Source organism: uncultured Flavonifractor sp., from assembly GCF_944383115.1.
Taxonomy (GTDB): Bacteria; Bacillota; Clostridia; order Oscillospirales; family Oscillospiraceae; genus Flavonifractor.
The window spans coordinates 1-22,809 of sequence record NZ_CALWOJ010000025.1; the positions used below are offsets into that span (position 1 = coordinate 1).

Annotated in this window: 17 protein-coding genes and 1 pseudogene; 5 read left to right on the top strand and 13 right to left on the bottom strand. The window is 61.8% G+C overall.

From position 1 onward, the window contains the following. The 7 genes and pseudogenes from Q0K43_RS04535 to Q0K43_RS04565 form a co-directional block, all read right to left on the bottom strand. Window positions 1-941, bottom strand: a pseudogene (locus Q0K43_RS04535) (polyribonucleotide nucleotidyltransferase); the annotation flags it as partial. A 174-nt stretch (window positions 942-1,115) separates the two neighbouring features. Further along, window positions 1,116-1,382, bottom strand: coding sequence for a 30S ribosomal protein S15 (gene rpsO, locus Q0K43_RS04540; protein ID WP_087188508.1), 267 nt, complete (start codon window positions 1,380-1,382; stop codon window positions 1,116-1,118). A 143-nt stretch (window positions 1,383-1,525) separates the two neighbouring features. Then, window positions 1,526-2,923 (bottom strand): MATE family efflux transporter, encoded by a 1,398-nt coding sequence (locus tag Q0K43_RS04545; RefSeq protein ID WP_297289378.1) that lies wholly within the window; start codon window positions 2,921-2,923, stop codon window positions 1,526-1,528. 118 nt (window positions 2,924-3,041) lie between these two features. Next, on the bottom strand, window positions 3,042-3,695 hold the full coding sequence (locus tag Q0K43_RS04550; protein ID WP_297289379.1) for a DUF1847 domain-containing protein: 654 nt from the start codon (window positions 3,693-3,695) through the stop codon (window positions 3,042-3,044). Window positions 3,696-3,727: 32 nt separating this feature from the next. After that, on the bottom strand, window positions 3,728-5,086 hold the full coding sequence (rlmD, locus tag Q0K43_RS04555; protein ID WP_297289380.1) for a 23S rRNA (uracil(1939)-C(5))-methyltransferase RlmD: 1,359 nt from the start codon (window positions 5,084-5,086) through the stop codon (window positions 3,728-3,730). Next, a complete protein-coding gene (locus Q0K43_RS04560) occupies window positions 5,073-5,897 on the bottom strand; it encodes a DUF4163 domain-containing protein (protein ID WP_297289381.1) in 825 nt (274 codons plus the stop codon). The genes rlmD and Q0K43_RS04560 overlap by 14 nt, the downstream gene beginning before the upstream one ends. 132 nt (window positions 5,898-6,029) lie before the next feature. Continuing rightward, the gene (locus Q0K43_RS04565) at window positions 6,030-6,962 is read right to left on the bottom strand and encodes an AEC family transporter (protein WP_297289382.1); all 933 of its coding nucleotides are present in this window, start codon (window positions 6,960-6,962) and stop codon (window positions 6,030-6,032) included. A gap of 280 nt (window positions 6,963-7,242) precedes the next feature. Here Q0K43_RS04565 and Q0K43_RS04570 point away from each other — a divergent pair, with 280 nt between their 5' ends. Beyond that, window positions 7,243-11,013 carry an S-layer homology domain-containing protein gene (locus tag Q0K43_RS04570; protein ID WP_297289383.1) on the top strand — a complete coding sequence of 1,257 codons (3,771 nt, stop codon included), beginning with the start codon at window positions 7,243-7,245 and terminating at the stop codon, window positions 11,011-11,013. A gap of 78 nt (window positions 11,014-11,091) precedes the next feature. Here Q0K43_RS04570 and Q0K43_RS04575 read toward each other — a convergent pair whose 3' ends face one another. Further along, window positions 11,092-11,847 (bottom strand): helix-turn-helix domain-containing protein, encoded by a 756-nt coding sequence (locus tag Q0K43_RS04575; protein WP_297289384.1) that lies wholly within the window; start codon window positions 11,845-11,847, stop codon window positions 11,092-11,094. A 157-nt stretch (window positions 11,848-12,004) separates the two neighbouring features. Between Q0K43_RS04575 and Q0K43_RS04580 the strand changes: the two genes are divergently transcribed. Together Q0K43_RS04580 and Q0K43_RS04585 are read left to right on the top strand one after the other, a co-directional pair. Next, a complete protein-coding gene (locus Q0K43_RS04580) occupies window positions 12,005-13,762 on the top strand; it encodes an ABC transporter ATP-binding protein (protein ID WP_297289385.1) in 1,758 nt (585 codons plus the stop codon). A 15-nt stretch (window positions 13,763-13,777) separates the two neighbouring features. Next, complete coding sequence (locus tag Q0K43_RS04585; RefSeq protein ID WP_297289386.1) at window positions 13,778-14,890, top strand: metallophosphoesterase; 1,113 nt, start codon at window positions 13,778-13,780, stop codon at window positions 14,888-14,890. Window positions 14,891-14,936: 46 nt separating this feature from the next. Here Q0K43_RS04585 and Q0K43_RS04590 read toward each other — a convergent pair whose 3' ends face one another. Continuing rightward, window positions 14,937-15,122 (bottom strand): hypothetical protein, encoded by a 186-nt coding sequence (locus tag Q0K43_RS04590; RefSeq protein WP_297289387.1) that lies wholly within the window; start codon window positions 15,120-15,122, stop codon window positions 14,937-14,939. Between the two features lie 221 nt (window positions 15,123-15,343). Here Q0K43_RS04590 and Q0K43_RS04595 point away from each other — a divergent pair, with 221 nt between their 5' ends. Both Q0K43_RS04595 and Q0K43_RS04600 read left to right on the top strand, forming a co-directional pair. Further along, window positions 15,344-15,694, top strand: coding sequence for an Asp23/Gls24 family envelope stress response protein (locus Q0K43_RS04595; protein WP_297289388.1), 351 nt, complete (start codon window positions 15,344-15,346; stop codon window positions 15,692-15,694). Window positions 15,695-15,729: 35 nt separating this feature from the next. Continuing rightward, entirely contained in the window at window positions 15,730-17,400 is a 1,671-nt protein-coding gene (locus tag Q0K43_RS04600) for a DAK2 domain-containing protein (protein ID WP_297289389.1), read from the top strand. A gap of 79 nt (window positions 17,401-17,479) precedes the next feature. Here the strand turns inward: Q0K43_RS04600 and Q0K43_RS04605 are convergent, their stop codons facing one another. From Q0K43_RS04605 to Q0K43_RS04620, 4 genes are all read right to left on the bottom strand, one after another. After that, window positions 17,480-20,020 carry an HD domain-containing phosphohydrolase gene (locus Q0K43_RS04605; protein ID WP_297289390.1) on the bottom strand — a complete coding sequence of 847 codons (2,541 nt, stop codon included), beginning with the start codon at window positions 20,018-20,020 and terminating at the stop codon, window positions 17,480-17,482. Further along, entirely contained in the window at window positions 20,007-21,650 is a 1,644-nt protein-coding gene (locus Q0K43_RS04610) for a GH3 family domain-containing protein (protein WP_297289391.1), read from the bottom strand. Before Q0K43_RS04610 ends, Q0K43_RS04605 begins: the two co-directional genes overlap by 14 nt. After that, window positions 21,647-22,237, bottom strand: coding sequence for a hypothetical protein (locus tag Q0K43_RS04615; protein ID WP_297289392.1), 591 nt, complete (start codon window positions 22,235-22,237; stop codon window positions 21,647-21,649). Before Q0K43_RS04615 ends, Q0K43_RS04610 begins: the two co-directional genes overlap by 4 nt. 2 nt (window positions 22,238-22,239) lie before the next feature. Further along, the coding region (locus Q0K43_RS04620; protein WP_297289393.1) for a GGDEF domain-containing protein at window positions 22,240-22,809 on the bottom strand (570 nt) is incomplete at its 5' end.

The following is a 22,809-nucleotide window of genomic DNA, read 5'->3' on the forward strand; positions in this document are numbered from 1 at the left end:
TTGACGATCTTCTTCTGGAACTTGTAGGTGATCTCCTCCAGGTACTTGTCCATCTCGGGATAGTCCTCCAGGAAGAGTTCATGCCAGTGTTCGATGAGGGCGTTCCACCGCTCCTCGCGGATGTTCTTGTCGTCGGTGTCCATGGCGGCTTTGGCCTCGTCCATGGTGGCGGCCACGATCTTGTCGAACAGCTCCTGATCGAAGTCGGCGTGATCGTAAGTCATCTTCTCCTTGCCGATCTCAGAGACGATCTGGTTGATGAAGGCCACCTGAGCGCGGATCTCCTCGTGGGCCTTCACAATGGCCTCGTACATGATGTCGTCGGGCAGCTCCTTGGCGCCGGCCTCGATCATGATGACCTTCTTGTCGGTGGCGGCCACGGTGAGGTCCAGCTGGGAAGCGTGCTTCTGCTCGTTGGTGGGGTTCATGACGATCTGGCCGTCCACATAGCCCACCTCCAGGCAGCCGATGGGGCCGGCCCAGGGAATGGGGGAGAAGGCCAGGCAGGCGGACACGCCGATCATGGCGGTGACCTCGGGAGAGCAGTCCCGGTCCACGCTCATGACGGTGGCGGTGACCACCACGTCGTTGCGGAAGTCGTAGGGGAACAGGGGCCGGATGGACCGGTCGATGACGCGGCTGGCCAGCACGGCGGGCAGGGAGGGCTGACCCTCACGGCGCATGAAGGAGCCGGGGATGCGGCCCACAGCATACAGCTTCTCCTCGAAGTCCACGCTCAGGGGGAAGAAGTCCACGCCGTCCCGGGGACGGGGGGACACAGTGACAGCCACCAGCACGGTGGTCTCGCCGTAGGTGACCATGGCGGACGCGGTAGCCAGCTCGGCCACCTTGCCCACGTCGATGGTCAGGGGACGGCCCGCCACCTCAGTCTTGTACACATGGCGGTTGTTAAATTCCTTGTGCTTGATCACGGTTGACATGGGGAAATGCCTCCTTTTCGTTTGATGTTCCCCACCCGTCAGAGCCTGGCTCTTTTAGCACTTGAATCCGGGTCCGCAGGCCGTCAGGCCCAGATTCAACTGCTAAAAGTACGCTCTGATGGATGGGAAGAAGGGGTGGCACGGAGGTCCGCGCCACCCCTGTTCAATACAGAATTACTTACGGATGCCCAGCTTGGCAATGATGGCACGGTAACGCTCGATGTCCTTGGCCATCAGGTAGTCCAGCATCTTGCGGCGCTTACCGACCATCTTCAGCAGGCCGCGGCGGCTGTGGTTGTCGTGCTTGTGGATCTTCAGGTGCTCGGTCAGCTCCTGGATGCGGGCGGTCAGAATGGCGATCTGCACCTCGGGAGAGCCGGTGTCAGTGGGATGGGTGCGGTTGGCTTCGATAACAGCAGTCTTTTCGTCCTTACGGATCATGGTTAGGTTCCACCTTTCAATCAATGTGCCCGCGGGCTGCGTGACCGGCCGGTGTGAGCCGGGAGACGAAGTCCGGGGTAAATACCGTCTGTTTGTTCACAGACCTAGGTATTCTATCATAGTCTGGCCCCATTGTAAAGGATTCATTCGGAAAATTTGGGTCTTTTTTTGCTTTTTTTGGTATGCAACGCCGCCTCCGGTTCCTTCAGCCACTTGCCGAATTTATAATAGATCAGCACGGCCACAGAGGTGATGATCCAGGTGATGGGGTAGCTGGCCTCCACCATAACGATGGTGTGGTAGTTGGGCACCACCAGGAAAAGCCACAAAAGCCGCAGGCCGCACACCCCGAACACCGAGATGAGCATGGGTACCAGGGACTTGCCCGCCCCCCGAATGGCGCCGGGCAGCAGCTCCACCAGAATATAGGTGACATAGCAGGGGGCCAGGAAGACCACCATCTCCACGCCGATCTCCAGCACGTCGGGGTCGGGGGTAAAGATGGACAGGATGGGCCGGGCCAGCAGCACCAGGAAGGCGCTCATGGCGATGGTAATGGCGGCGCTCATGGCCACCGAGATCTTCACGCTCTTTTTCAGCCGGTCGTATTTGCCCGCCCCGTAGTTTTGCCCGGCAAAGGTGGTGAGGGCCTGGGACAAGGCGGTGATGGTCATCCAGAACAGGATGTCCATCTTGTTGTAGGCGGTCCAGGCGGCCACCGCGTCGGTGTCAAAGGAGTTGATGGCCGACTGGATGACGATGTTGGAGGCGGAGTACATCACCGACTGGAGGGCGGTAGGCACGCCTACCTTCATAATGGCGGACATGGGCTGACGGTGGAGCCTGAGGGCGGTGGGGAAGAGCTGGAAGGACGCGCCCTGGGAGCGCATGAGGGAAACCACCACCAGCACCGCCGACAGCGCCTGGGAGGCCACGGTGGCAATGGCCACCCCCAGCACGCCCAGAGGAATGACCACCACCAGCAGCAGATCCAGCACGATGTTGCACAATGAGGCGGCGATGAGGAAGTAGAGGGGGCGTTTGGAGTCGCCCACCGCCCGAAGTACGCCGGTGCCCATGTTGTAGATCACGTTGGGGATCATGCCCAGGAAGTAAACTCTCTGATAGAGGATGGCCCCGGGCAGAGCGTCGGCGGTGGTATCCATGGCCCGGAGGGCCCAGGGGGTCAGCACAAAGCCCACTACCATAAAGACCGCGCCGATGATCACCGACAACAGCATGGCGGTGTGGACGCTCCTGTGGACCTCCTCCCCCTGGCGGGCGCCGTATCGCTGGGCGATAACCACCACCGCTCCGGCGGCCAGGCCGGTAAAAATGCCCACGGTCAGGTTGACGATGACGCCGGTGGAGCCCACGGCGGCCAGGGCCACCTTGCCCACGAACCGGCCCACCACCACCGTGTCCACCGTATTGTACAGCTGTTGGAAGAAGGTACCAAACCACAGGGGCACGAATAAAGTTAACAGTTGTTTCCAGATCACGCCCTGGGTAATGTCGCCCACCGGGCGGGCCAGACGCATGGCACATTCCTCCATTCAACCAAAATCGACGCAGCCGGAGGCCGCAAGACTGATTGTACACGCTTTGCTGACAAAAGGCAAGGGGGACGGCAAATGCCGTCCCCCTTTGCTGTTACGGTTATGGTTGTTCCGGCCCGAATACCTTGGCCTTGTAGTAGCTCTCCGCGTTGTACAGGGCAGCCACTGGGTTGTGGCCCAGTACCCGGTCCTTGGCCACCAGGGTGGTGACCAGGGCATCGGAGTATTTGTAGAACAGGCTGTCATGGCCCACGCACAGGCCCACCACGATGTTGAGTTGGGTACCGGCGGCGTTGAGCATCTTGGCCTGGAAGATGGGATTGCAGGCATTGGTTCCCACCGCGTTGCAGGCCTCGGGGATGCCCAAATCCACCTTCTTCACCATGCCCGCCTTGCACCCTATGCCAAATACCTCAAAGCCGTGGGAGCGAAGAATGCGGGCCAGGATGCGGGACTCGTGGAGCAGGCCCACGCAGGTGGCGATGCCGATCTTGTGAAAGCCCAGCTTTTTGGCAAACTCCACCACCTCCTGGACCCGGGTGTACTGGCAGTAGTGCTGACACTCCACCTCAGCCGCCGCCACCATGGCGGCGTGGTTGTCCTCCTCCTCATAGCAGGCCACCGCCTCGTCCAGCACCTTCTGCTCCAGGTTTTTGGACAGGCAGAAGGGGGGAAAGGCATCGGAGTGGTTCAAATCGTTGCAGGCGGCGGAGCCGCAGTCGATGCAGCTGCGAACACAGCTTTTCTCTTCCATAACAATCCTTCTTTTTACTTGAAATAGGTGCTTCAGCCCCCGGTGCGCACCAGCCGGGCGGCGGTCTCCACATGCACCGTGCGGGGGAAGAGATCCACGGCGGTGGCGGTGTCCAACTGGTAGCCCAGGGCGGCAAACCGCTTCACATCCCGGCCCAGAGTGGCCGGGTCGCAGGACACATAGACCACCCGCTGGGGGGCCATCTGGGCAATGGTGGCCACCACGTCCTCCGCCAGCCCCTTCCGGGGCGGGTCCACGCAGATCACGTCGGGGCGCACCCCCTCCCGCTCCAGCTGTCGGGCGGCCTCGCCGGCGTCGGCGCACAAAAACCGGGCGTTTTCAATGCCGCTGCGGCGGGCGTTCTGGATGGCGTCGTCCACCGCCTGGGGTACCACCTCGGCCCCCCAGACCATACGGGCCTGCCGGGCCATCACCAGGGAAATGGTGCCGATGCCGCAGTACAGATCCAGTACCGTCTCGGTGCCGGTGAGCTGAGCCAGCTCCACCGCCTTGCGGTAGAGTACCTCGGTCTGGTCGGGGTTGACCTGATAGAAGGAGGGGACGGACAGGCGGAAGTCGGCGCCGCACAGGGTATCGGAGAGGAAATCCTGCCCCCACAGGGTGCGGTAGGACTCCCCCAAAATCACGTTGGAGTGGCTCTTGTTGACCCCCAGCACAATGCCCACCAGGCCCGGTTGGGCCGCCCGAAGGGCATGTACCAGCTCGGTCTCCCGGGGGACCCCCAGGCCGTTGACCAGCAGGCAGCACAGGCTTTCCCCCCGGCGGTTGGTGCGGACATACACATGGCGCACCAGCCCCGAGCGGGCCTTCTCGTTATAAGCCGGGATGGAGTACTCCATCATCCAGTCCTTCACCGCTCCCCGCAGGCGGGCGGCCGCCTGACTCTGGAGCAGGCAGTCGGCCACGTCCACCACCTTGTGGGTGCGGGCCTGGTAGAAACCGATGCGGGGGCCGGGGGCAACAGGAAATTGTGCCTTGTTGCGGTAGCGGTCAGGCCGGGCGGCACCCAAAATTTCGGTGACGCGGATCTCCGCGCCTCCCAGACGGCGGAGGCAGTCCTCCACCCGGGTGCGCTTGGCCTCCAGCTCCTCAGCGTAGGTGATGTGCCGGAAGGCGCAGCCGCCGCAGCGGTCGTAGTAGGGACAGTCGGGGGTGATCCGAGCGGGAGAGGGTTCGGTGACCTCCCGCACCACGCCCCACAGGGCGGAGCGGCCCACATGGGTCAGCCGCACCTGACACAGCTCCCCCCGGACACCCCCCTGGACGAACACCACCATGCCGTCCTGCCGGGCCACGCCGGCGCCGTCGCTGCTGTAGCCCTCAATGCGCAGGGGATAGGTATGTCCTTCCAACGGCCTACTGGGCTGCATACAGACTCACGTCCTTCAGGGTGTCATAGGGAATGACCACTTCCACCGGGGAGTGGATGGCGTTTAAGACATTGCCCTGAATCCAGAAGGCGTAGCCCTCGGGAGTCAGGCAGAACTGCTCGGGCTGGTAGGCAGCGGCCACCGCCGCCTGGGTAAAGTCGCCGGCAGCGATCTCCGGGCTGGCCAGAAGGGCCTTCACCACCCGGTCCTGCACCACCTGAGCATCGGTAAAGAAGTCGGTAAAGGTCAGCTTGATGCCGGTCTGGGGGTCGAAGTTCTCCCCCAGCTGGAATACGGTGGGGTATGCCCCGCCCGTATTGATATACCAGGTGCGGCGGATGCTGATGACCTGGTCGGTGGACACAAGCACCTCGTAACTCATCTCCTCGGTAATGGGGGAGAAGGGAAACCCGGAGATCTTGGCCACGTCGTAGTCGGCCGCCGCCTGCTCATAATTGGCCTCGGCACTGGCCAGGTATTCGGCGCCCTTGGCCTTGTACCAGTCGTTGATGGCGGCGCCGGCGGGGCAGACTTCGGCATTCTGCACCATAGGCAGGGTATAACGCACCGACATGACCTGGGTTCCGTCCTCGGCGGCGTAGGTCTGGGTAAAGACCTGCTCCCCCCACTGGGGCGGCTCCGGCGTGGGGGTGGGTTCCGGGGTGGGGGTAGGCGTGGGGGTGGGGGTGGCCGTCGGCGTGGGGACAGGCGTGGGGGAAGGGGTGACCTCCGGCGCCGGAGCGCCGCAGGCGGTCAAACATAGGGCCAGGACCAGAGCGGCCGCTCCGGTCAGAATGGTCTGTTTTCTCATGGAAACCTCCAGTTCGTGCTGGGGGCGGCAAGCCGCCCGGGACTTGGGGATGGTTTTGTCATTTTAACACCCACATCCCTCTGCCGTAAATGGAAAAACGCAATTTGTAAGCATTTGTGACTATTTTGATCCTTATGCCGCCCCGCTGAGGAGGGCGGCCAGCACCCCACAGCAGGGCAGGGTGAGGATGGACAGCAGGGTGGTGAGGGTGACCAGCTGGGCGCTGGTGGCCACGTCCTGGCCGTACCGCTGGGCAAACATGGCGGTAATGCTGGCGGTGGGTACTCCGGCCAGCAGCACCAGGGTGCAGTAGAGGTCGGGCTCCGGGTGGAGGGGATAGAGGACCAGCGCGGTCAGCAGAGGCATAGCGACCAGCTTCAGCAGGCAGGCCAGCAGAATGGACCGGTTGCGGAAGATGGCTTGCCAGTCAGCCTGGGCCATCTGGGCCCCGATGATGACCATGGCCAGCGGGGTGTTCATGCTGCCCAGGAAATTCACCGCGTTGCCCACCATGGAGGGCAGGGTGATCCCGCAGAAAAAGAGGAGCATCGCCGCAATGATACCCAGAATACCGGGGTTGAGAACCGCCTGTTTCAGGGAGATCTGCTTCCGTCCGCCCATCAGCACCACGCCCTGGCTCCAGTTGAACAGGTTGAATATAATCAGGTTGATGACGCCGTAGACCATGGCCTGTTCCCCCAGCACCATCTGGATCAGGGGCAGGCCCATAAAGCCCACGTTGCCGTAAAGCACGCCGAAACGCAGGGCCTTGCCGGTGGCTGGAGGCTGCCGCCGGAACAGCGGGGCGGTGAGCAGGCAGTACAGCACATACAGCACCGCCAGCAGCAGGAAGGCGTACCCCATCGCATCCAGCAGGGCCTGGGTACGCTCAATCTGCAGGGAGTCCACCAGCATACAGGGCAGCGCCACGGTGAGCAGCAGATTGGTCATCTGAGGGACGGCTTCCGGCGTCAGCTTCCCCGCTTTTACCAGGCCAAAGCCTGCCGCCATCATCAAAAACATGGTCCCCACCTGGGAGGAGACCATCAGCAAATAGTCCGTCATCGCCATTCCCTCGGTTCCTGTACAAAAATCCAACTTATTGTACCATTAAACAGCAGTAGAGGCAAGCAGTTCAGGCGTCTCCCGGCCGCCGGCGACAGATTCCCGCTCGGTTTGTCTTGACGAATGTTACAAACAACGGTAGTATTATCTTAAGGAATTTTGTGTATGAAACACAATTTTCCATTTTAGTGTGTGCATGGCACCATTGCAAAAGGAAGGAGGCTATTCATTCCGTTCGTTCCCATCCATTCAGTCAACAACAGCCAAGGAGGTAGAAAACATGGCAAGCCATTCCGCACCATCAGTCCGCAGTCGCTCCCTGTCCCTGCTTTTGGTTCTGACAATGTTGGTTTCCCTGCTGATTCTTCCCTCCCATGCAGCACAGTCTCCCCAGTTAAGCGTAGACAACGACTGTATTGAGCTTTCTCTCTCCAGTCAGTCCTTCACCGCCACCCTCACCGTACCTGCCAGCCAGGTCAGCGGCGACGCCCAGACCTGGGCGGAGGGACTGGACTGGTACCTTACCCGCACCGAAAGCATCGATGCGGAGACCTTCCCCTACTTCTATCCCGGCGACGCCCTGAAAAACTGGCAGACCTGGGGTGAGGACGGCATGACCGGCTGCGTTCCCTACTTCAACGTGGGCAAGCCGGTGGCCACCGTCAGCGGCGACACCGTCACCGTGACCGTCACCGTCACCTCCTCCACGCCCTTCTTCAACAAGGCGGAGGACTGGAATAACGGCGGCTATATGGACGGCAACTCCGCCCTGGAGTCCTCCGGCCACCGCAATGTTTACGGCAGCTTCATCGGCGACTATACCCTGTCCGCCCGAACCGGCTCCACCGTGGTGGCCTCCACCGCCATGGAAGTGGCGCCCTACAAGAGCTATGTCACCTATGACGATACTTATAATACTCTGAAGGAGATCCAGGCGCTGGCCCAGGCCAAGGGCCGGTACTTCGAGATCGGCTCCATGGGCAAGAGCGCCGACGGACGGGACGCCTGGTATGTGGTACTCTCCGACTCCGCTTCCTCGGTCTCCGACTATAAGACCATGAACGCCCAGGCCATCACCGATCCCGCCGCCGTGAAGAAGGCCATCTCCGCCGACGGCGCCGAGTACCGCATCCCCTTCATGATCAGCAACGTCCATACCGACGAGTGCCCTGGCGTGGATGCCCAGCTCAACCTGCTGCGGGAGCTGGCCACCGCCGACACCATCTCCTATCGCACCCTGGTGGGCCTGAAGGAAGGCACCGTGGATGAGGCCGGTCTGTGGGATCCCAAGGTCACCGCTCTGGCCGACGGCCTGACCGAGGCCGACGGCTCCGACTATCAGGTGGGTCTGGGCTCCGCCAAGCTCAACGGCGGCAAGAACAACGCCGCCGGCGATCAGGACGCCTCCTCCCTCTACAACATCAGCGATGAGATCGTCATCGACGTGGACGAACTGCTGGACAGCCTGATCATCCTGTCCGTCCCCACCGAGAACCCCGACGGCCGGGACTACGGCACCCGCCAGAACGGCAGCAGCTTCGACCTCAACCGTGACGGCACCTATCAGACCCAGCCCGAGACCCAGAATCTGATGGCCTTCATCGCCCAGTGGAACCCCGTGATCTTCGCCGAACTCCACGGCTTTATGGACGAGTTCCTGGTGGAGCCCTGCACCCCGCCTCACGAGCCCAACCTGGAGTATGATATGCTGGTCAAGAACTTCCTGCTGGGGGCCGAGGCCTTCGGCAAGGCGGCTCTGGGCACCATGTCCGGCACCGACTATGAGACCAAGTTCATCTCCTACTACACCCCCCTGCGGGATGACTACGACCCGGAGACCACCACCTGGTCCGCCTGGGACGACCTGTGTACCAACTACGGCCCCAGCTACGCCATGCTCAACTGCGGCTCCCTGGGCTACACCATTGAGACTCCCGACAACACCGAGGCTTCCACCCGCCTGCTGGAGTGCGGCATGTACGGTCTGCTGGACTTTGCCATGAACAACAAGGAAAGCATCTACACCAACCAGCTGGAGTTCTTCCAGAGAGGTGTGGAGAACCGGGACGAGCGGGATGAGATGGACCAGTGGTATGTGGACATCAACAACAACCAGCTGGACGCCGACACCTGGCGTGTCCCCTATGACGAGACCGATAACTTCTTCCCCGAGTACTATGTGCTGCCCGTGGACGCCGCCTCCCAGCGGGACCCCGCCGACGTGTACGCCCTGGCGGAATTCCTCATCCGCAACGGCGTGGAGGTACGGGAACTGACCAAGGACGTGACGGTGGACGGCACCACCTATAAGGCCGGTTCCCTGGCGGTCAATATGTACCAGGCCAAGCGCAACTACGCCAACTGCGTGCTGTACACCGGCATGGACTCCTCCGCCTCCGGCTTTGAGGAGCTGTACTCCGAATCCGTCACCAACTTCCCCGATATGTGGGGCTTTGACTGCTATGCCGTGGCCACCAAGAACGCCAAATCCCTGCTGGACGCCGCCACCAAGGTCCTGACCGAGGCCCCCGCCGGCGCCAGCCAGATCACCAGCGCCGACGGCGCTGTGGCCGTGGTGCTGGAGAACAACGGCTCTGAGACCGTCCGGGCCGTCAACGCTCTGCTGGCTGCCGGCAAGACCGTGGGTATGATCACCTCCGGCGATCACACCGGCGACTTCGTGGTCAGCCCGGCCAACTACGAGTCCATTTCCAAGGACTATGTGCTGGTTGCCACCGGCGTCACCGAGCTGCCCCAGTCCTACGCCATCTCCCAGCCCTCCCTGTTCGTGGTGGGTGTCTATGAGCCCTATCACTACGGCAAGGTCACCCAGGGCTACTACTCCAAGTGGTTCTCCCAGGGCTACGGCTATGACCAGTACGACAACACCTACACCTGGGAAGGCATGGCCTTCGACCTGGAGACCTACGGCGCTCAGCTGGGCTTCCAGCTGGTGGACGATCCCGCCAAGGCTACCGTCATCATCGGCAGCTCCGGCCTGGACAACGGCGCCGCCTCCAACGCCCAGGCTGCCGCCGCCGTGAAGGCCGGCACCCCCTACATCGCCACCGGTTATGCCCCGCTGAACTACATCGCCAGCCAGCTGCTCCCCGGCCAGTTTGCCTTCTCCGGCCTGGGCACCGAGTCCCTCCACACGGTACTCTATCCCACCGCCGACAGCCTGATCACCGCCAGCAAGGCGGCCGATGAGGACTATATCACCTACAGCTATCAGACCGGCTACATCACGCAGGCCCCCGCCGGTTCCGTGGAGCTGATCCGCGCCACCGAAAAGGACAGCCACATCGCCGGCGTCTGCCCCAGCGAGGACGGCAAGGAGCTGGACGGCAAGCTGGAGGCCATCTCCTATGAGGGCGGCGGCCTGGATCTGACCATCCTCGCCAACTCCATCGTCAACAAGTCCCATCAGCAGGACGACTATCTGTACGCCACCAACGCCATCTACGCCAAGAGCCTGTCTGACACGGCCCTGACCGTGGAGGCCCTCAACCGCTCCGCCTATGTGGGCAGCTTCACCGACGTCCCCTCCAGCCACTGGGCGGCCGACGGCATCGCCTATGTGTCCTCCGCCGGCCTGATGACCGGCACCTCTTCCACCACCTTCGCCCCCCTGATGACCACCAACCGGGCCATGATCGTCACCATTCTGTGGCGTCAGGCGGGCAGCCCCGTGGTCAACTATGCCATGAACTTCGATGATGTGGAGGAGGGTCTCTGGTACAGCGAGGCCGTCCGCTGGGCTGCCTCCGAGGGTATCGTCACCGGCTACAGTGACACCGTCTTCGCCCCCGACGACACCGTGACCCGGGAGCAGCTGGCCACCATCCTGTGCCGCTACTCCGACGGGAAGGCCACCGGCGAGCTGAGCAGCTTTGCCGACGGCGACACCGTCTCCGACTGGGCCCGGGACGCCATGTCCTGGGCCGTGGGCGAGGGCCTCATCACCGGTAAGGACGGCAACCGGCTGGATCCCTCCGGCACCGCCTCCCGTGCGGAAGTGGCCGTCATCCTCTACCGTCTGCTGGGCTGAGTCCAGTCCGGAAAAACAAGGTTTTCCGTCCCACAGCAAAGGGGCGCGCTGCAACAGCAGCGCGCCCCTTTTTCCTCTCTATTCGTACTTTTTGCCCACCAGATACATGGGCAGAAACAGCCCGCCCAGGGTGAGGGCCAGGATGACCCCGATCTGCGTCATTTCCCACAGGGCGGGGCAGAGCAGCCCCAGCGCCAGGGACAGCAGAGGCATACCCGCCATAATTGCACAGGACCACACCCGCCCCACGGTGACGATGTGGGGCCAGTTGCGGTTATTGAAGTTCAGGCCGGGCACATTCATCCGCAGCGGCCCGTCCCGCACCATGCCCAGAGGGTACCGGTCATAGACCTCCGGCAGAGTGAGCCGGGTAAAAAAGCAGAACCAGACCCCGAAGATGGCCCCCAACAGCACCGGGGTCCACAGGGCCTCGGGCACACCGGTCCACGCCCAGTTGGCCCACAGGCCCAGGCCTCCCGCCAGCAGGGAGAGTATATACCACAGGGGCCACAGGCTCCTCTCCTGCCAGGCCCGCTTGGGTCTGCCGCCAGCGCAGCGGATGGCGGTTTTCACCACGTCCTCCACCGCCTCCGGCTCCATGGGCTGCTCCTGCCGCTTGCAGAGCAGCAGCTCGGTCACCGTCACCCCCAGCAGCTCCGACAGGGGGATAAGCAGGGCGGTGTCCGGGATGCTGGCCCCCGTCTCCCACTTGCTCACCGCCTTGTCGGTAATGTGGAGCTGCTCCGCCAGCTCCCGCTGGGTCCATCCCTTCTCCTTCCGCAGCCCGGCCACAAAGGCCCCGAAGGCCGCCTTGTCCATGTCGTACACGTCCATCACCTCGCCTCTCCAGCATAGCGCAGACTCTGAATTTTGGCAACCGAACAGCGGTAGAGCGCCCGACTGGGCCGGGTTTCGCCCTCCTCCATCAGTTGACAAAGCCAGCGGCAGCGGGCTATACTGTAAGGTAACGGATTTTTGAGAGGAGAGCGTCATGACCAACCAAAAAGATTTTAAAAACCGGGGCTATCTGCGGATATTCGCCTCCTATTATAAACCCCACTGGAAGCTGTTCCTGCTGGACATGGTGTGCGCCCTGCTGATCTGCATCGTGGACCTGCTCTTTCCGATGGTGTCAAGGGAGGCCATGCAGAATCTGCTGCCCAACCGGCTCTTTACCGCCTTCTTCATCGTTATGGCCGCCCTGGCTCTGGCCTACGTCCTCAAGGGGGTATTCTACTTCATCGTCACCTACTGGGGCCACCTGCTGGGGGTGCGGATGGAGGCCGACATCCGCCGGGACCTGTTCTCCCATATGCAGGATCTGTCCTTCTCCTTCTACGACAAGAACCGCACCGGCCAGCTGATGAGCCGGGTCACCGGCGACCTCTTTGAGATCACGGAACTTGCCCACCACGGCCCGGAGGATCTGTTCATCTCCTCGGTCACCATTCTGGGTGCCTTCTGCATCATGCTCACCATCCAGTGGCAGCTGGCCCTGGTGGTGTTCGCCGTCATCCCCATCTTCATCCTCTTTACCGCCCTCACCCGGAAAAAGATGATGAAAGCCTCCATCGAGGTCAAGGCCAAGCTGGCGGGCATCAACGGGGAGGTGGAGTCCTCCATCTCCGGGATGCGCACCGCCAAGGCCTTTGCCAACGAGGACGCCGAGAGCGCCAAGTTCAACGCCGCCAACGACCAGTTCCGGGGCGCCAAGCGGGGCTACTACAGGACGATGGCCTTCTATCAGTCGGGCATGGAGTTCTTTATGGGCATCCTGTCGGTGCTGGTCATCGCCTTCGGCGGCTTCCTCATCATGAAGGGGGAAATGGACTTCATCGATCTCACCACCTTTGCCCTGTACGTCACCACCTTCATCACCCCCATCCGCAAGCTGTCCGCCTTTGTGGAGCAGTTCATGCAGGGCATGGCCGGCTTCAAGCGGTTCACCGAGCTGATGCGGGTGGAGCCCGACATCCAGGACGCACCCGACGCCCGCACCCTCACCGACGTGAAGGGGGACATCCTGGTGGACGACGTGACCTTCCGGTACGAGTCCTCCCCCGAGCCGGTGCTGGAGCATATCACCCTCCACGTCAGCCCCGGGGAGACGGTGGCGGTGGTGGGCCCCTCCGGCGGCGGCAAGTCCACCCTGTGCCAGCTCATCCCCCGGTTCTACGACGTCACCGACGGCCGGGTGCTGATCGACGGCCAGGACGTGCGGGAGCTGAAGCAGCATGACCTGCGGGAGCAGATCGGCATCGTCCAGCAGGACGTGTTCCTCTTTGCCGGCACCATCTACGACAACATCCGCTACGGCCGGCCCGATGCCACCGAGGCCGAGGTCATTGAGGCCGCCAAGAAGGCCGAGATCTACGACGACATCCTGGAGATGCCCAACGGCTTCCAGACCCAGGTGGGAGAGCGGGGGGTCATGCTCTCCGGCGGCCAGAAGCAGCGGGTGTCCATCGCCCGCATTTTCCTGAAAAATCCCCCCATCCTCATCCTGGACGAGGCCACCTCCGCCCTGGACACCGTCACCGAGTCCCGCATCCAGTCCGCCTTTGACGCCCTGGCCCAGGGCCGCACCACCCTCATCATCGCCCACCGGCTGTCCACCATCCGCTCCGCCGGCCGTATCGTGGTCATCGACGGCTGCGGCATCGCCGAGGAGGGCACCCACGAGGAGCTGATGGCCAAGGGCGGCGAATACGCCCGGTTGTATCAGGCTCAGAAATCAGTTTCCGTATAAAGCGAGGTGGCCGGTATGGCGCGCAAAGCACGGATACAGCGGCTGGAATTCCCCCCCGGGCGGCGGGTGCTGGTGGTCAGCGACATCCACGGCAGCCTGCCCCTGTTCCAGGGGTTACTGGACAAGGCGGGCTACGGCCCCGACGATATTTTGATCCTGCTGGGGGACCTGGTGGAAAAGGGCCAGGACAGCCTGGCGGTGCTGCGCTACGTCATGGACCTGTCCACCCGCCGGACGGTATACTGCGTCCGGGGCAACTGCGACGATCTGGTGACGGAATTTGTGGACTCTCCCCAGGTGCGGCCGGAGTTTTTCCACCACTACCTCAACGTGTGGCGGGGCCGGTGCATCCTGCTCCAGATGGGCCAGGAGGCGGGCTTTGAGACCCGCTCTCCCGACGATCTGCCCGCCCTGCGGCAGGTGATCCTGGACCACTTTGGCCCGGAGCTGGCCTTCCTGCGGGCCTTGCCTGAGATCCTGCTCACTTCCGACTATCTGTTTGTCCACGGCGGGGTGTGGGACGAGGACCGGCTGGAGGACATGACCGCCTGGGACTGTATGAAAAACGACAGCTTCCTGGACCGGGGCATCACCTTCCGCCGGTGGTGCATCGTGGGACACACGCCCGTGACGCTGTACCACCCCCACATTCCCACCACGCACCCCCTGGTATCGGAGGGGCAGCACATCGTCTCCATCGACGGGGGCTGCGCCCTCCAGCGGGACGCCCAGCTCAACGCTCTGGTACTCCCCCAACAGCCGGGGGAGGGGTTCACCTGGTTTGCCTGCGACGGCCTGCCCACCGCCACCGCTCTGGACAAACAGGAGGAGACGCCCCAGTCGGTGAATGTGCGCTGGGGCCACAGCCAGGTGGAGGTGCTGCGCAGAGGGGCCGCTCTGTGCCGCTGCCGCCACCTGGAGAGCGGCCGGGAGGTGGACGTACTCACCGACTACCTCTACCGCTCCGGGGAGGAGACGTTGTGCAAGGAATCCACCGACTACCGCCCGGCGGTGGAGCCGGGGGACACCCTGTCCATCGTCCGGCGGCTGGCCGACCGGGCCCTGGTGAAGAAAAACGGCGTCACCGGCTGGTACTTCGGACGGCTGGGTCCGGCAGAAAAGCCCTGAAACGCATAAAAAAGCCCGCTGCCGTCGGCAGCGGGCTTTCCATCGCTTACTCTTCCCAGTCGGCGAACTCCATGTCTTCCATGTCGTCGTCCTTGTTGCCGGATACCAGGCCCTTTACCTTGCAGACCAGTTCCATGATCTTATCCCAGTAAGCCACAACGGCGTAGATCACCGTACCCAGCACGGCCAGTACGGCCAAAAACTTCACAATGCCGCAGAAAAACTTTTTCATAGTTCAGACAGCCTCCTTTGTGTTGAACGCAATGTACCGATGGGACTAGTGTACACGTTTTTGTTGGAAATTACAAGTGCGCATTCCCACTTTGCAGAAACTTTTTTCCCTTGTATTTTGTGCTGAAATAGAATACAATAAAAGGACAAAACAATGGAACCTTTTCCCCCGCTTTGACGGGGATGCCATCCAGACACCCCAGGAAAGGAAGGGATCAGTCAATGAAGCTGCAAACCGAACAGGGCCAGATCACCATCAGCAGCGAAGTGTTTACCAACATCACCGGCGCCGCCGCCACCAACTGCTACGGCGTGAAGGGTATGGCGGTGCGCTCCAAGGCCGATGGTCTGGTCCACCTGCTGCGCCGGGAGTCTATGGGCAAAGGCGTCAAGGTCACTTTTAACGAGGATTCCACCGTCTCCATCGAGCTGCATATCATCGTGGACAACGGCGTGAACCTGATGGCGGTAAGCCGCTCCATCATGAGCGAGGTCCGCTATATCGTGCAGCGCACCACCGGCGCCGAGGTGCGCAATGTGGACGTGTGCGTTGACTCTATGGTCATCGGCTGAAGCCGTCCCGCCCATTGAAAGGAAGGAACACAGACATGAGAGAGCGTATTGACGGAGCGTCCTTTGCCCAGGCTATCATCCACGCGGCAGCCTCCATCAATCTTCAAAAACAGCAGATCAACGAGCTGAACGTATTCCCCGTGCCTGACGGCGACACCGGTACCAATATGGGTCTGACCATCTCCACCGCCGCCGCCGAGCTAAAGAAAAAACACCCCCGTACCGTGGGGGAGGCCGCCGCTACCAACGCCTCCGCCCTGCTGCGGGGCGCCCGGGGCAACTCGGGCGTCATCCTGTCCCTGCTCTTCCGGGGCTTCTCCAAGGCCGTGAAGGACAAGGAGACCATCGACGGCCGGGATCTGGCCATCGCCCTGGACTTCGGCGTGGCCGCCGCCTATAAGGCCGTCATGAAGCCCGCCGAGGGTACCATCCTCACCGTGTCCCGTCTGGCCGCCGCCCGGGCCGCCGACGCCGCCCGCAAGACCCCGGAGGATCCCGAGGCCGTGCTGGAGGCCGCCATTGCCGAGGGCCAGGTGGCTTTGGAGCATACCACCGAGATGAACCCCGTCCTCAAAAAGGCGGGGGTGGTGGATGCCGGCGGCAAGGGCTTCCTGGTCATCCTCCAGGGTATGCTGGACTCCCTGCGGGGCCTGCCCCTGCCCGAGGGGGCCGAGGAGAGCAAGACCGAGAGCAAGACCGACTACGCCGCCATCGCCGCCGAGGAGATCACCTTTACCTTCGACACGGTATTTATCGTACGCAAGACCACCAACAAGGAACTGACCTCCTTTGAGGCCTACCTGAACAGCATTGGCGACAGCCTGGTCATCGGCGAGGACGACGACTGCTTCAAGGTCCACGTCCATACCGACATTCCCGGCGCCGCCCTCACCGAGGCCCAGAAGTACGGCACCCTGGAGCTGGCCAAGATCGAGAATATGCGCACCCAGGCCGAGGATCTGGCCGCCGGTCGCCATATCCAGAGTACCGACGACTTGGAAGAAGACGACCATCACGAGGCCGTCCGGAAAATTGCCGCCCCCGAGAAGAAGTACGGCGTGGTGGCGGTGGCTGCCGGAGACGGTCTGGCCGCCGTGTTCAAGGATCTGGGGGCCGACGGCGTCATCAGCGGCGGTCAGACCATGAACCCCTCCACCGACGACATTATGAAGGAGATCGACGCCACCCCGGCGGAGATCGTCTTTGTGCTGCCCAACAACAAAAACATCATCATGGCTGCCGAGCAGTGCATCCCCCTGGCGGAGGGCAAGCAGGTGGTGGTGCTGCCCACCAAGTCGGTGCCTCAGGGCATCTCCGCCCTGATGGTCATGGACCCGGAGGGCTCCCAGGAGGACAACGTGGCCGCCATGACCGAGGCCATCGGCCATGTGACCACCTCCGAGATCACCTATGCCGCCCGGGACTCCGACTTTGACGGCTTTGCCATCAAGCGGGGGGACTACCTGGCCCTGACCGAACATCAGCTCTTCGGCACCGACCGGAAGCTGGATAAGCTGCTGCGCCGTCTGGCCGAGGCCGACGCCCAGCAGGGGGCCGAGTTTATCAACATCTTCTACGGCGAGGACGTATCCGAGAAGGACGCCCAGAAGGCACTCAAGCTCTTTACCGAGTGCTGCCCCAACGCCGAGATCACCCTGCTCTCCGGCGGACAGCCCGTCTACTATTATATGATCTCCGCCGAATAATCGTCCTGTTCCAAATAAAATGTGGCTGCCGGAATTCCGGCAGCCACATTTTTTCTATGGAATGGAGCGTCACCCGGCCTCAGCCGGTCAGGCCAGACATATCCTGGCCGCCCACCGACAGCTGAGCCCTCAGCTCGATCCGCCCGCTGCGCACCAGCTGCACAAACAGAGGCACCATCACCGGGTCAAACTGCTTGCCCGCCTCCGATTGCAGTTCGTTCAGGGCTCTGGCGGTGGTGAAGGGGTCCCGGTATCCCCGGATGGAAGTCATGGCGTCAAAGGCGTCGGCAATACACAGGATGCGCCCGGTAATGGGGATCTCCTCTCCCGCCAGCTTACGGGGATAGCCTGTGCCGTCGTACCGCTCATGGTGGGACAGCACTGCCGGAATTACATAGTCCAGGGAGGGCAGATAGCGGATGATATTCACCGCGTTGTCCACATGGCTGCGCATGATCTGCCGCTCCTCGTCGGTCAGCGGGCCGGTCTTGCACAGGATATCCTCCCGGATGCCGATCTTGCCGATATCGTGGAGCAGTCCCGCCTCAATGGAGATATCCACCAGCCGCTGGTCCAGGCCCATTGCTTTGGCCAGCTCGCCGGCGTAGTAGGAGACGCTCTGGGAGTGGCGGAAGGTGTAGTGATCCTTGGTGTCGATGGCCGCCGTCAGGGCGTAGATGGTGGTGGCGTGTTCACTGTAGCCGCTGACATGGCTGTCCTGCTGGGCCTGCTGCCGCCGCACCTCGTCGGAGTACATCAGCACCGCGTTCTTTCCCGCCCGCTTCACGCTGTACACCGCCGCCTCGGCATTTTTCAACAGTTCCCGGGAGGTGGCCGCCATATAGGGGGCGGCGCAGATGCCGGCGCTGACGGTGATCCGGCTGTAGATCCGACCGCTGGAGCTGTTGATGCTGCCAATCTGCTCCACAATGCTCTCCGTCAGCATCTTGGCCGAATAGATATCAAAGCCCGGCAGAATGAGGGCAAATTCCTTGCCGTTGATCCGGCAGGCGTGGCTGCTCTCGTTGATGCTGGCCGTCAGGATGCCCGCCACCCGGCGCAGGGCGTCGTCTCCCTCCGCCGTGCCGTAGAGCTGGTTATAGAGTTTGAAGTCGTCGATATTCAGGATGCTCAGGGCCAGAGAGGTGTCCCTGCTGCGCTCAAATTCCCGATCCAGCAGCTCGTAGAAATACCGGCGGCTCACCAGGCCGGTCAGCTCGTCCCGGCGGGCCTCGTTGAGGGCGGTCTCATAGGTCTGGGAATTTTTCACCGTCACGGCGCATACCGCCATCAGAGACTGCAGGAACTGGATATCGCCGGTGGTGTAGGGGCTGTCGCCCTTCTTCTGGGCCAGCAGTACGATGCCGATCAGCTCCTCGTCGCTGATGAGGGGGCAGTAGCACTGGATGCCCAGCCGCTCAAAGGCCTGCTTCTCCTGCTCCCAGATGCCCAGGTAGGCGGTGGTACGCACAAACTCCCGCTGGAGCAGGCACTTCTTATGTACTTTGAAATACTCCGCCAGGGGATGATCCGCCGAGAGGGAGATGTTTTTCTCCTCCAGCGGGCTGGCGGTATAGGCCACCTGATAGTCCCCGTCCTCGCTCTTCACCAGCATGAAGATCCGGTGTACCTCCAGGGCGCTTTGGATGGCTTCGCTCAGTTCCCGCAAAATATCCTTGCCGTCCAGCAGCCGGGTCACATTGTGGCTGAAGTCCGCCAGTACCTGGCTGCGTTTCTGGTCGTGGCGGACGATGAGCCGGTCAAAGAGCAGCGAGAGGATCACATAGATCACGCCCACCGTCAGCATCATGGCGATGGCCACCATAATGGTGGACTGGATCCGACCCATCTCCACCGTGCCGATAAAGAAGTTCTGGAGGGGCAGCAGGAAGTTGGCCGAGGCGGCCACTCCCAGCACCAGCGCCAGGATGTAGCGGTTGGTGGAGGAGAGCAGCATGGTCATGTGGAACAGGCGCTTGCGGTAAAGCGCGTAGATGAGCAGCACCGCGTTCACACAGCCTGAAATGATGTCCAGCGGAAAGCCCAGGAAAATGGGCAGCGTGGCCGCCATATGTCCTGCAAACAGCACCGCCATACCTGCGATCACGGGAATCAGCTGGTACATGGCCGCCCGGTTCCTCTTGCAGTAGCGGCGAATGATCAGGGCCAGCTGCCCAAGACAGAGAGCCACTATCCCAAAAACCAGGTAGATGGGCCAATGGTAGCGGTAAACAAACTGAGTCACGCCGTCCACCACTCGTACGTCCGGCGTGGGGATCAGCCAGTCGGTCAGCTGATTGACCCCTGCCATGACCAGAAAGACCACCAGCCAGAAGTACCGCCCGTAACTCCGCTTTTCTTCCAGGAAATCCAGTACAAAGTGATAATACATCACAGGCAGCATCAAAATGCCGAACACCGAGACATAGTTCCAGAAAGAGACCGAAGGCCACAGCTGCATCCGCATGGCAACAGACCCGCTGCTCCACAGGATCAGGGCGATCAGCAGGGCGATGAAAGAATAATAGACCCGCGTCTCCTTTTTTGCCGTCAAAAAGGGGACTAGCAGGAAAATATAACCGATCAGTGCGATGATAGAGATCCAACTATACCCATTCATAGTTTGTGTTCCCCTGTTCTGCTCTGTGATTCCGGTGACAGGCAAGCAATTCATGGATCTCGCAGCTCTCCGGATTCATATGACGGATCTTCTCTCCAAACTTCTGCCGGTAGGCAGCAAAGGTGCCGCATTTGAGCATGGTAATTTTCAAGGGGTCCAGGCCCAGGATCTTCTTCAGATCCTCATAGTCCTGATCCAGGTACTTAAAGTACACACCCATCTGCTCCTGCAGAATCCGCTCGCTTACGGCGCTGGTGGTCAGGGTGCTGCGTTTGAGTTCCACATAGAGGTGAAGGTAGGGTCGATTCTGCTCGTTGAATTCCTTTTTCGCCGTCCAGCTCTCGATGGGGAGGCGGGAGAGGTCAATAGCCTGCTGAATGGACTTTTCGGTGATGCGGGTAAACCCGGCAATATCAATGATCTGGGGCACCCGGTCCACATACTGGAAGCGGGGGATGCTGTTGCCCTCCATCTGGCTGCCCACGCCGGTGCAGCGGAACATGTCGCCCACCCGGTAACGGGCAAAGGCGCCCCCCTTCAGCACGGTAAGCACGATCTCATAGATCTCACCGGCGGTCACCTGATCCCACAGGACGGTGCTGGGCTGGTAACCGGGGTCGGCCAGGCTCTTGTCCAGTTCCTTTTGCGGGATAAATTCGTAGAAGCAGGCGTCGGGGAAGAAATAGACTCCCTCTCTGCTCCAGGTCTCGCATCCGATGCAAGTAGGCTCGGTGCCCGCAAAGATCTCCATGGGCGGCACCCCCCACATCCGCTCCAGGTCGGCCTTGTAGCAGCGGTTGTCGGTACCGGCGCACATAAAACACTTCAACCGGAACAGGTCCTTGGGCAGCAGCGGCCGGTTTTCCCGCTTGCACCGCCGTTTGGCCAGCAGATAGCGGGCCACCATTGCGGGAGACAGACTGGTGTGCTTTTTGCCCCCGCCTTTCTTCCCGCCGGACTGCATGTTGGTCAGTTCCTGGCTCACATAATACAGCACGCTGCCCAGGCCGAAAAAGTATTCGATGCCCTTTTTCATGCCCAGGCGGAATCCCTCGGCGTTGCGCTCCTTGAAGGACATATCCACCGCCTCCTTCACCGGAGGCAGGAACTCAATGTCGATCTCGTCCTGGAGCAGCAGGGGCAGCAGGCCGGTGGCGTAGGGCAGGGGGGCCAGGGCGTACAGCATATGGTCGGTCACGCTGATGTCGAAGCTGCCCTTGCCCCGGCTGGTGGCCAGCATCAGGCAGGTGATCACGTTGCGCTTGAAGGTATCCAGCATCCCTCTGGTATAGGGCGCTACTTTGATGGGATGGACGCCCCCCTCCCAGGTGGTCTGGATCCACAGCACCGGCTCCGCCGGCAGGGCCTTGGTCTGCCGGGCCAGCAGGATGGGGGCGTAATCCTCATAGGTGGTCAGGGGCACCATCTGCCGAAATTCCTCAATGGTACGGGGCCGCTTGCCCTTCAAAATGCTCTGCCCCAACTCGCTGGCGGACCACAGTTCGATCTGCTCCAGCAGCAGCCGTTTCTGGATGCCCATGAACTCCTCGGAACTCAGGGTGAGGAATCCGCAATATTCATCCCACAGCTCCTGCTGGGTATATTCCCGAAGTTTTTCCTGAAATCTCAAGCGTGGTCCTCCTTTTTTCCGGGCCGTCCCCAGGTCCGCCATGCCCGCCGGATGCTCCCCCCGTTGGGCAGCAGAAAAGGCGCGCGTTTTTTGTACGCTTCATAACCGTCAATGGTCCTGGGAAAGGTCACCAGGTCCTGAAAAACCACATAAATCACGTTCCAGAGCGAAAGCAGCAGTCCATGCAGCAGCAGCCTGCCGGGCAGCGCCGCCGCTCCCAGGCACAGATACACGCCCAGAAAGCACCACACACCCGGATGCCGGCACAGGGCGTATACCCCGGCGTCCTGCACGGGGGAGACCCCATCCTGCGCCTGGTAGGTATCATGGAAGGGGAGGGCGAAAAACAGGCAGTATACCAGCGCCCAGAGGCACGCCGCACCGCCGGCAATGAGGGCCCAGTCCCCGGCGCCCCCTATGGCGCCCTGTTCCCACGCCGCCCACAGGTCCCACGCCGTGGCCAGTGTCACCGCCGCCACCCCCGCGCCAAAGGCGCAGTGGAGCAGCCGGGAACGCAGGGTAAAGCTGTTGATATCATAGAGCAGGAACAGCAGAAAACCCGCTCCACCCAGACAGACGGGACCCATGTTCAATCTCCTTCCGGTATAGCGGTGCCTTGGGCCTCTCCCTGCCCGTCCTCCGGGTGGAAGATGGCCCACTGGTCCTTCCCCCGTTTTTTGGCCTGATAAAGGGCAAAGTCCGCGTGATCCAGCAGAGTCTCGTAGTCCTGACCGTGGTCAGGGTACATGGCCGCTCCGATGCTGCCCGAGATCTTATACTGCACTTTCCCGTTGCGGTAGGGATAGCGGAACACGCCGCACAGCTGGTTGAGCCGGGCCAGCAGGACCTCTCGGCTCACCTCGGGCACAAAGGCCACAAATTCGTCGCCGCCATACCGGGCGGCAATGTCGGTATGCCGGAACACACCCAGGATCCGCTTGGCCATACAGCACAGAATATCGTCGCCAAAGCTGTGGCCCAGGGTGTCGTTGGCCTGCTTGAAGTCGTCGATGTCGATGAACACAATGGCGGCAGAGGTCAGCGCCCCGCTCTCCAGCTGCATCTTCATGTAATGCTCGAAGTATTCCCGGTTGTAAAGGCCGGTCAGCGCATCCCGGTTGGCCTTCTCCTTCCAGTGGTTCAGCTCGCTCTTCCACAC

What these genes read in the sequence shown, in the direction of transcription:
- Q0K43_RS04600 (WP_297289389.1), top strand. Translation starts at nt 15,730, where the DNA reads ATGAGAGAGCGTATTGACGGAGCGTCCTTTGCCCAGGCTATCATCCAC.
- Q0K43_RS04545 (WP_297289378.1), bottom strand. Translation starts at nt 2,923, where the DNA reads ATGCGTCTGGCCCGCCCGGTGGGCGACATTACCCAGGGCGTGATCTGG.
- Q0K43_RS04585 (WP_297289386.1), top strand. Translation starts at nt 13,778, where the DNA reads ATGGCGCGCAAAGCACGGATACAGCGGCTGGAATTCCCCCCCGGGCGG.
- Q0K43_RS04575 (WP_297289384.1), bottom strand. Translation starts at nt 11,847, where the DNA reads ATGGACGTGTACGACATGGACAAGGCGGCCTTCGGGGCCTTTGTGGCC.
- rlmD (WP_297289380.1), bottom strand. Translation starts at nt 5,086, where the DNA reads ATGCAGCCCAGTAGGCCGTTGGAAGGACATACCTATCCCCTGCGCATT.
- Q0K43_RS04615 (WP_297289392.1), bottom strand. Translation starts at nt 22,237, where the DNA reads ATGGGTCCCGTCTGTCTGGGTGGAGCGGGTTTTCTGCTGTTCCTGCTC.
- Q0K43_RS04570 (WP_297289383.1), top strand. Translation starts at nt 7,243, where the DNA reads ATGGCAAGCCATTCCGCACCATCAGTCCGCAGTCGCTCCCTGTCCCTG.
- rpsO (WP_087188508.1), bottom strand. Translation starts at nt 1,382, where the DNA reads ATGATCCGTAAGGACGAAAAGACTGCTGTTATCGAAGCCAACCGCACC.
- Q0K43_RS04590 (WP_297289387.1), bottom strand. Translation starts at nt 15,122, where the DNA reads ATGAAAAAGTTTTTCTGCGGCATTGTGAAGTTTTTGGCCGTACTGGCC.
- Q0K43_RS04550 (WP_297289379.1), bottom strand. Translation starts at nt 3,695, where the DNA reads ATGGAAGAGAAAAGCTGTGTTCGCAGCTGCATCGACTGCGGCTCCGCC.
- Q0K43_RS04580 (WP_297289385.1), top strand. Translation starts at nt 12,005, where the DNA reads ATGACCAACCAAAAAGATTTTAAAAACCGGGGCTATCTGCGGATATTC.
- Q0K43_RS04565 (WP_297289382.1), bottom strand. Translation starts at nt 6,962, where the DNA reads ATGACGGACTATTTGCTGATGGTCTCCTCCCAGGTGGGGACCATGTTT.
- Q0K43_RS04595 (WP_297289388.1), top strand. Translation starts at nt 15,344, where the DNA reads ATGAAGCTGCAAACCGAACAGGGCCAGATCACCATCAGCAGCGAAGTG.
- Q0K43_RS04605 (WP_297289390.1), bottom strand. Translation starts at nt 20,020, where the DNA reads ATGAATGGGTATAGTTGGATCTCTATCATCGCACTGATCGGTTATATT.
- Q0K43_RS04560 (WP_297289381.1), bottom strand. Translation starts at nt 5,897, where the DNA reads ATGAGAAAACAGACCATTCTGACCGGAGCGGCCGCTCTGGTCCTGGCC.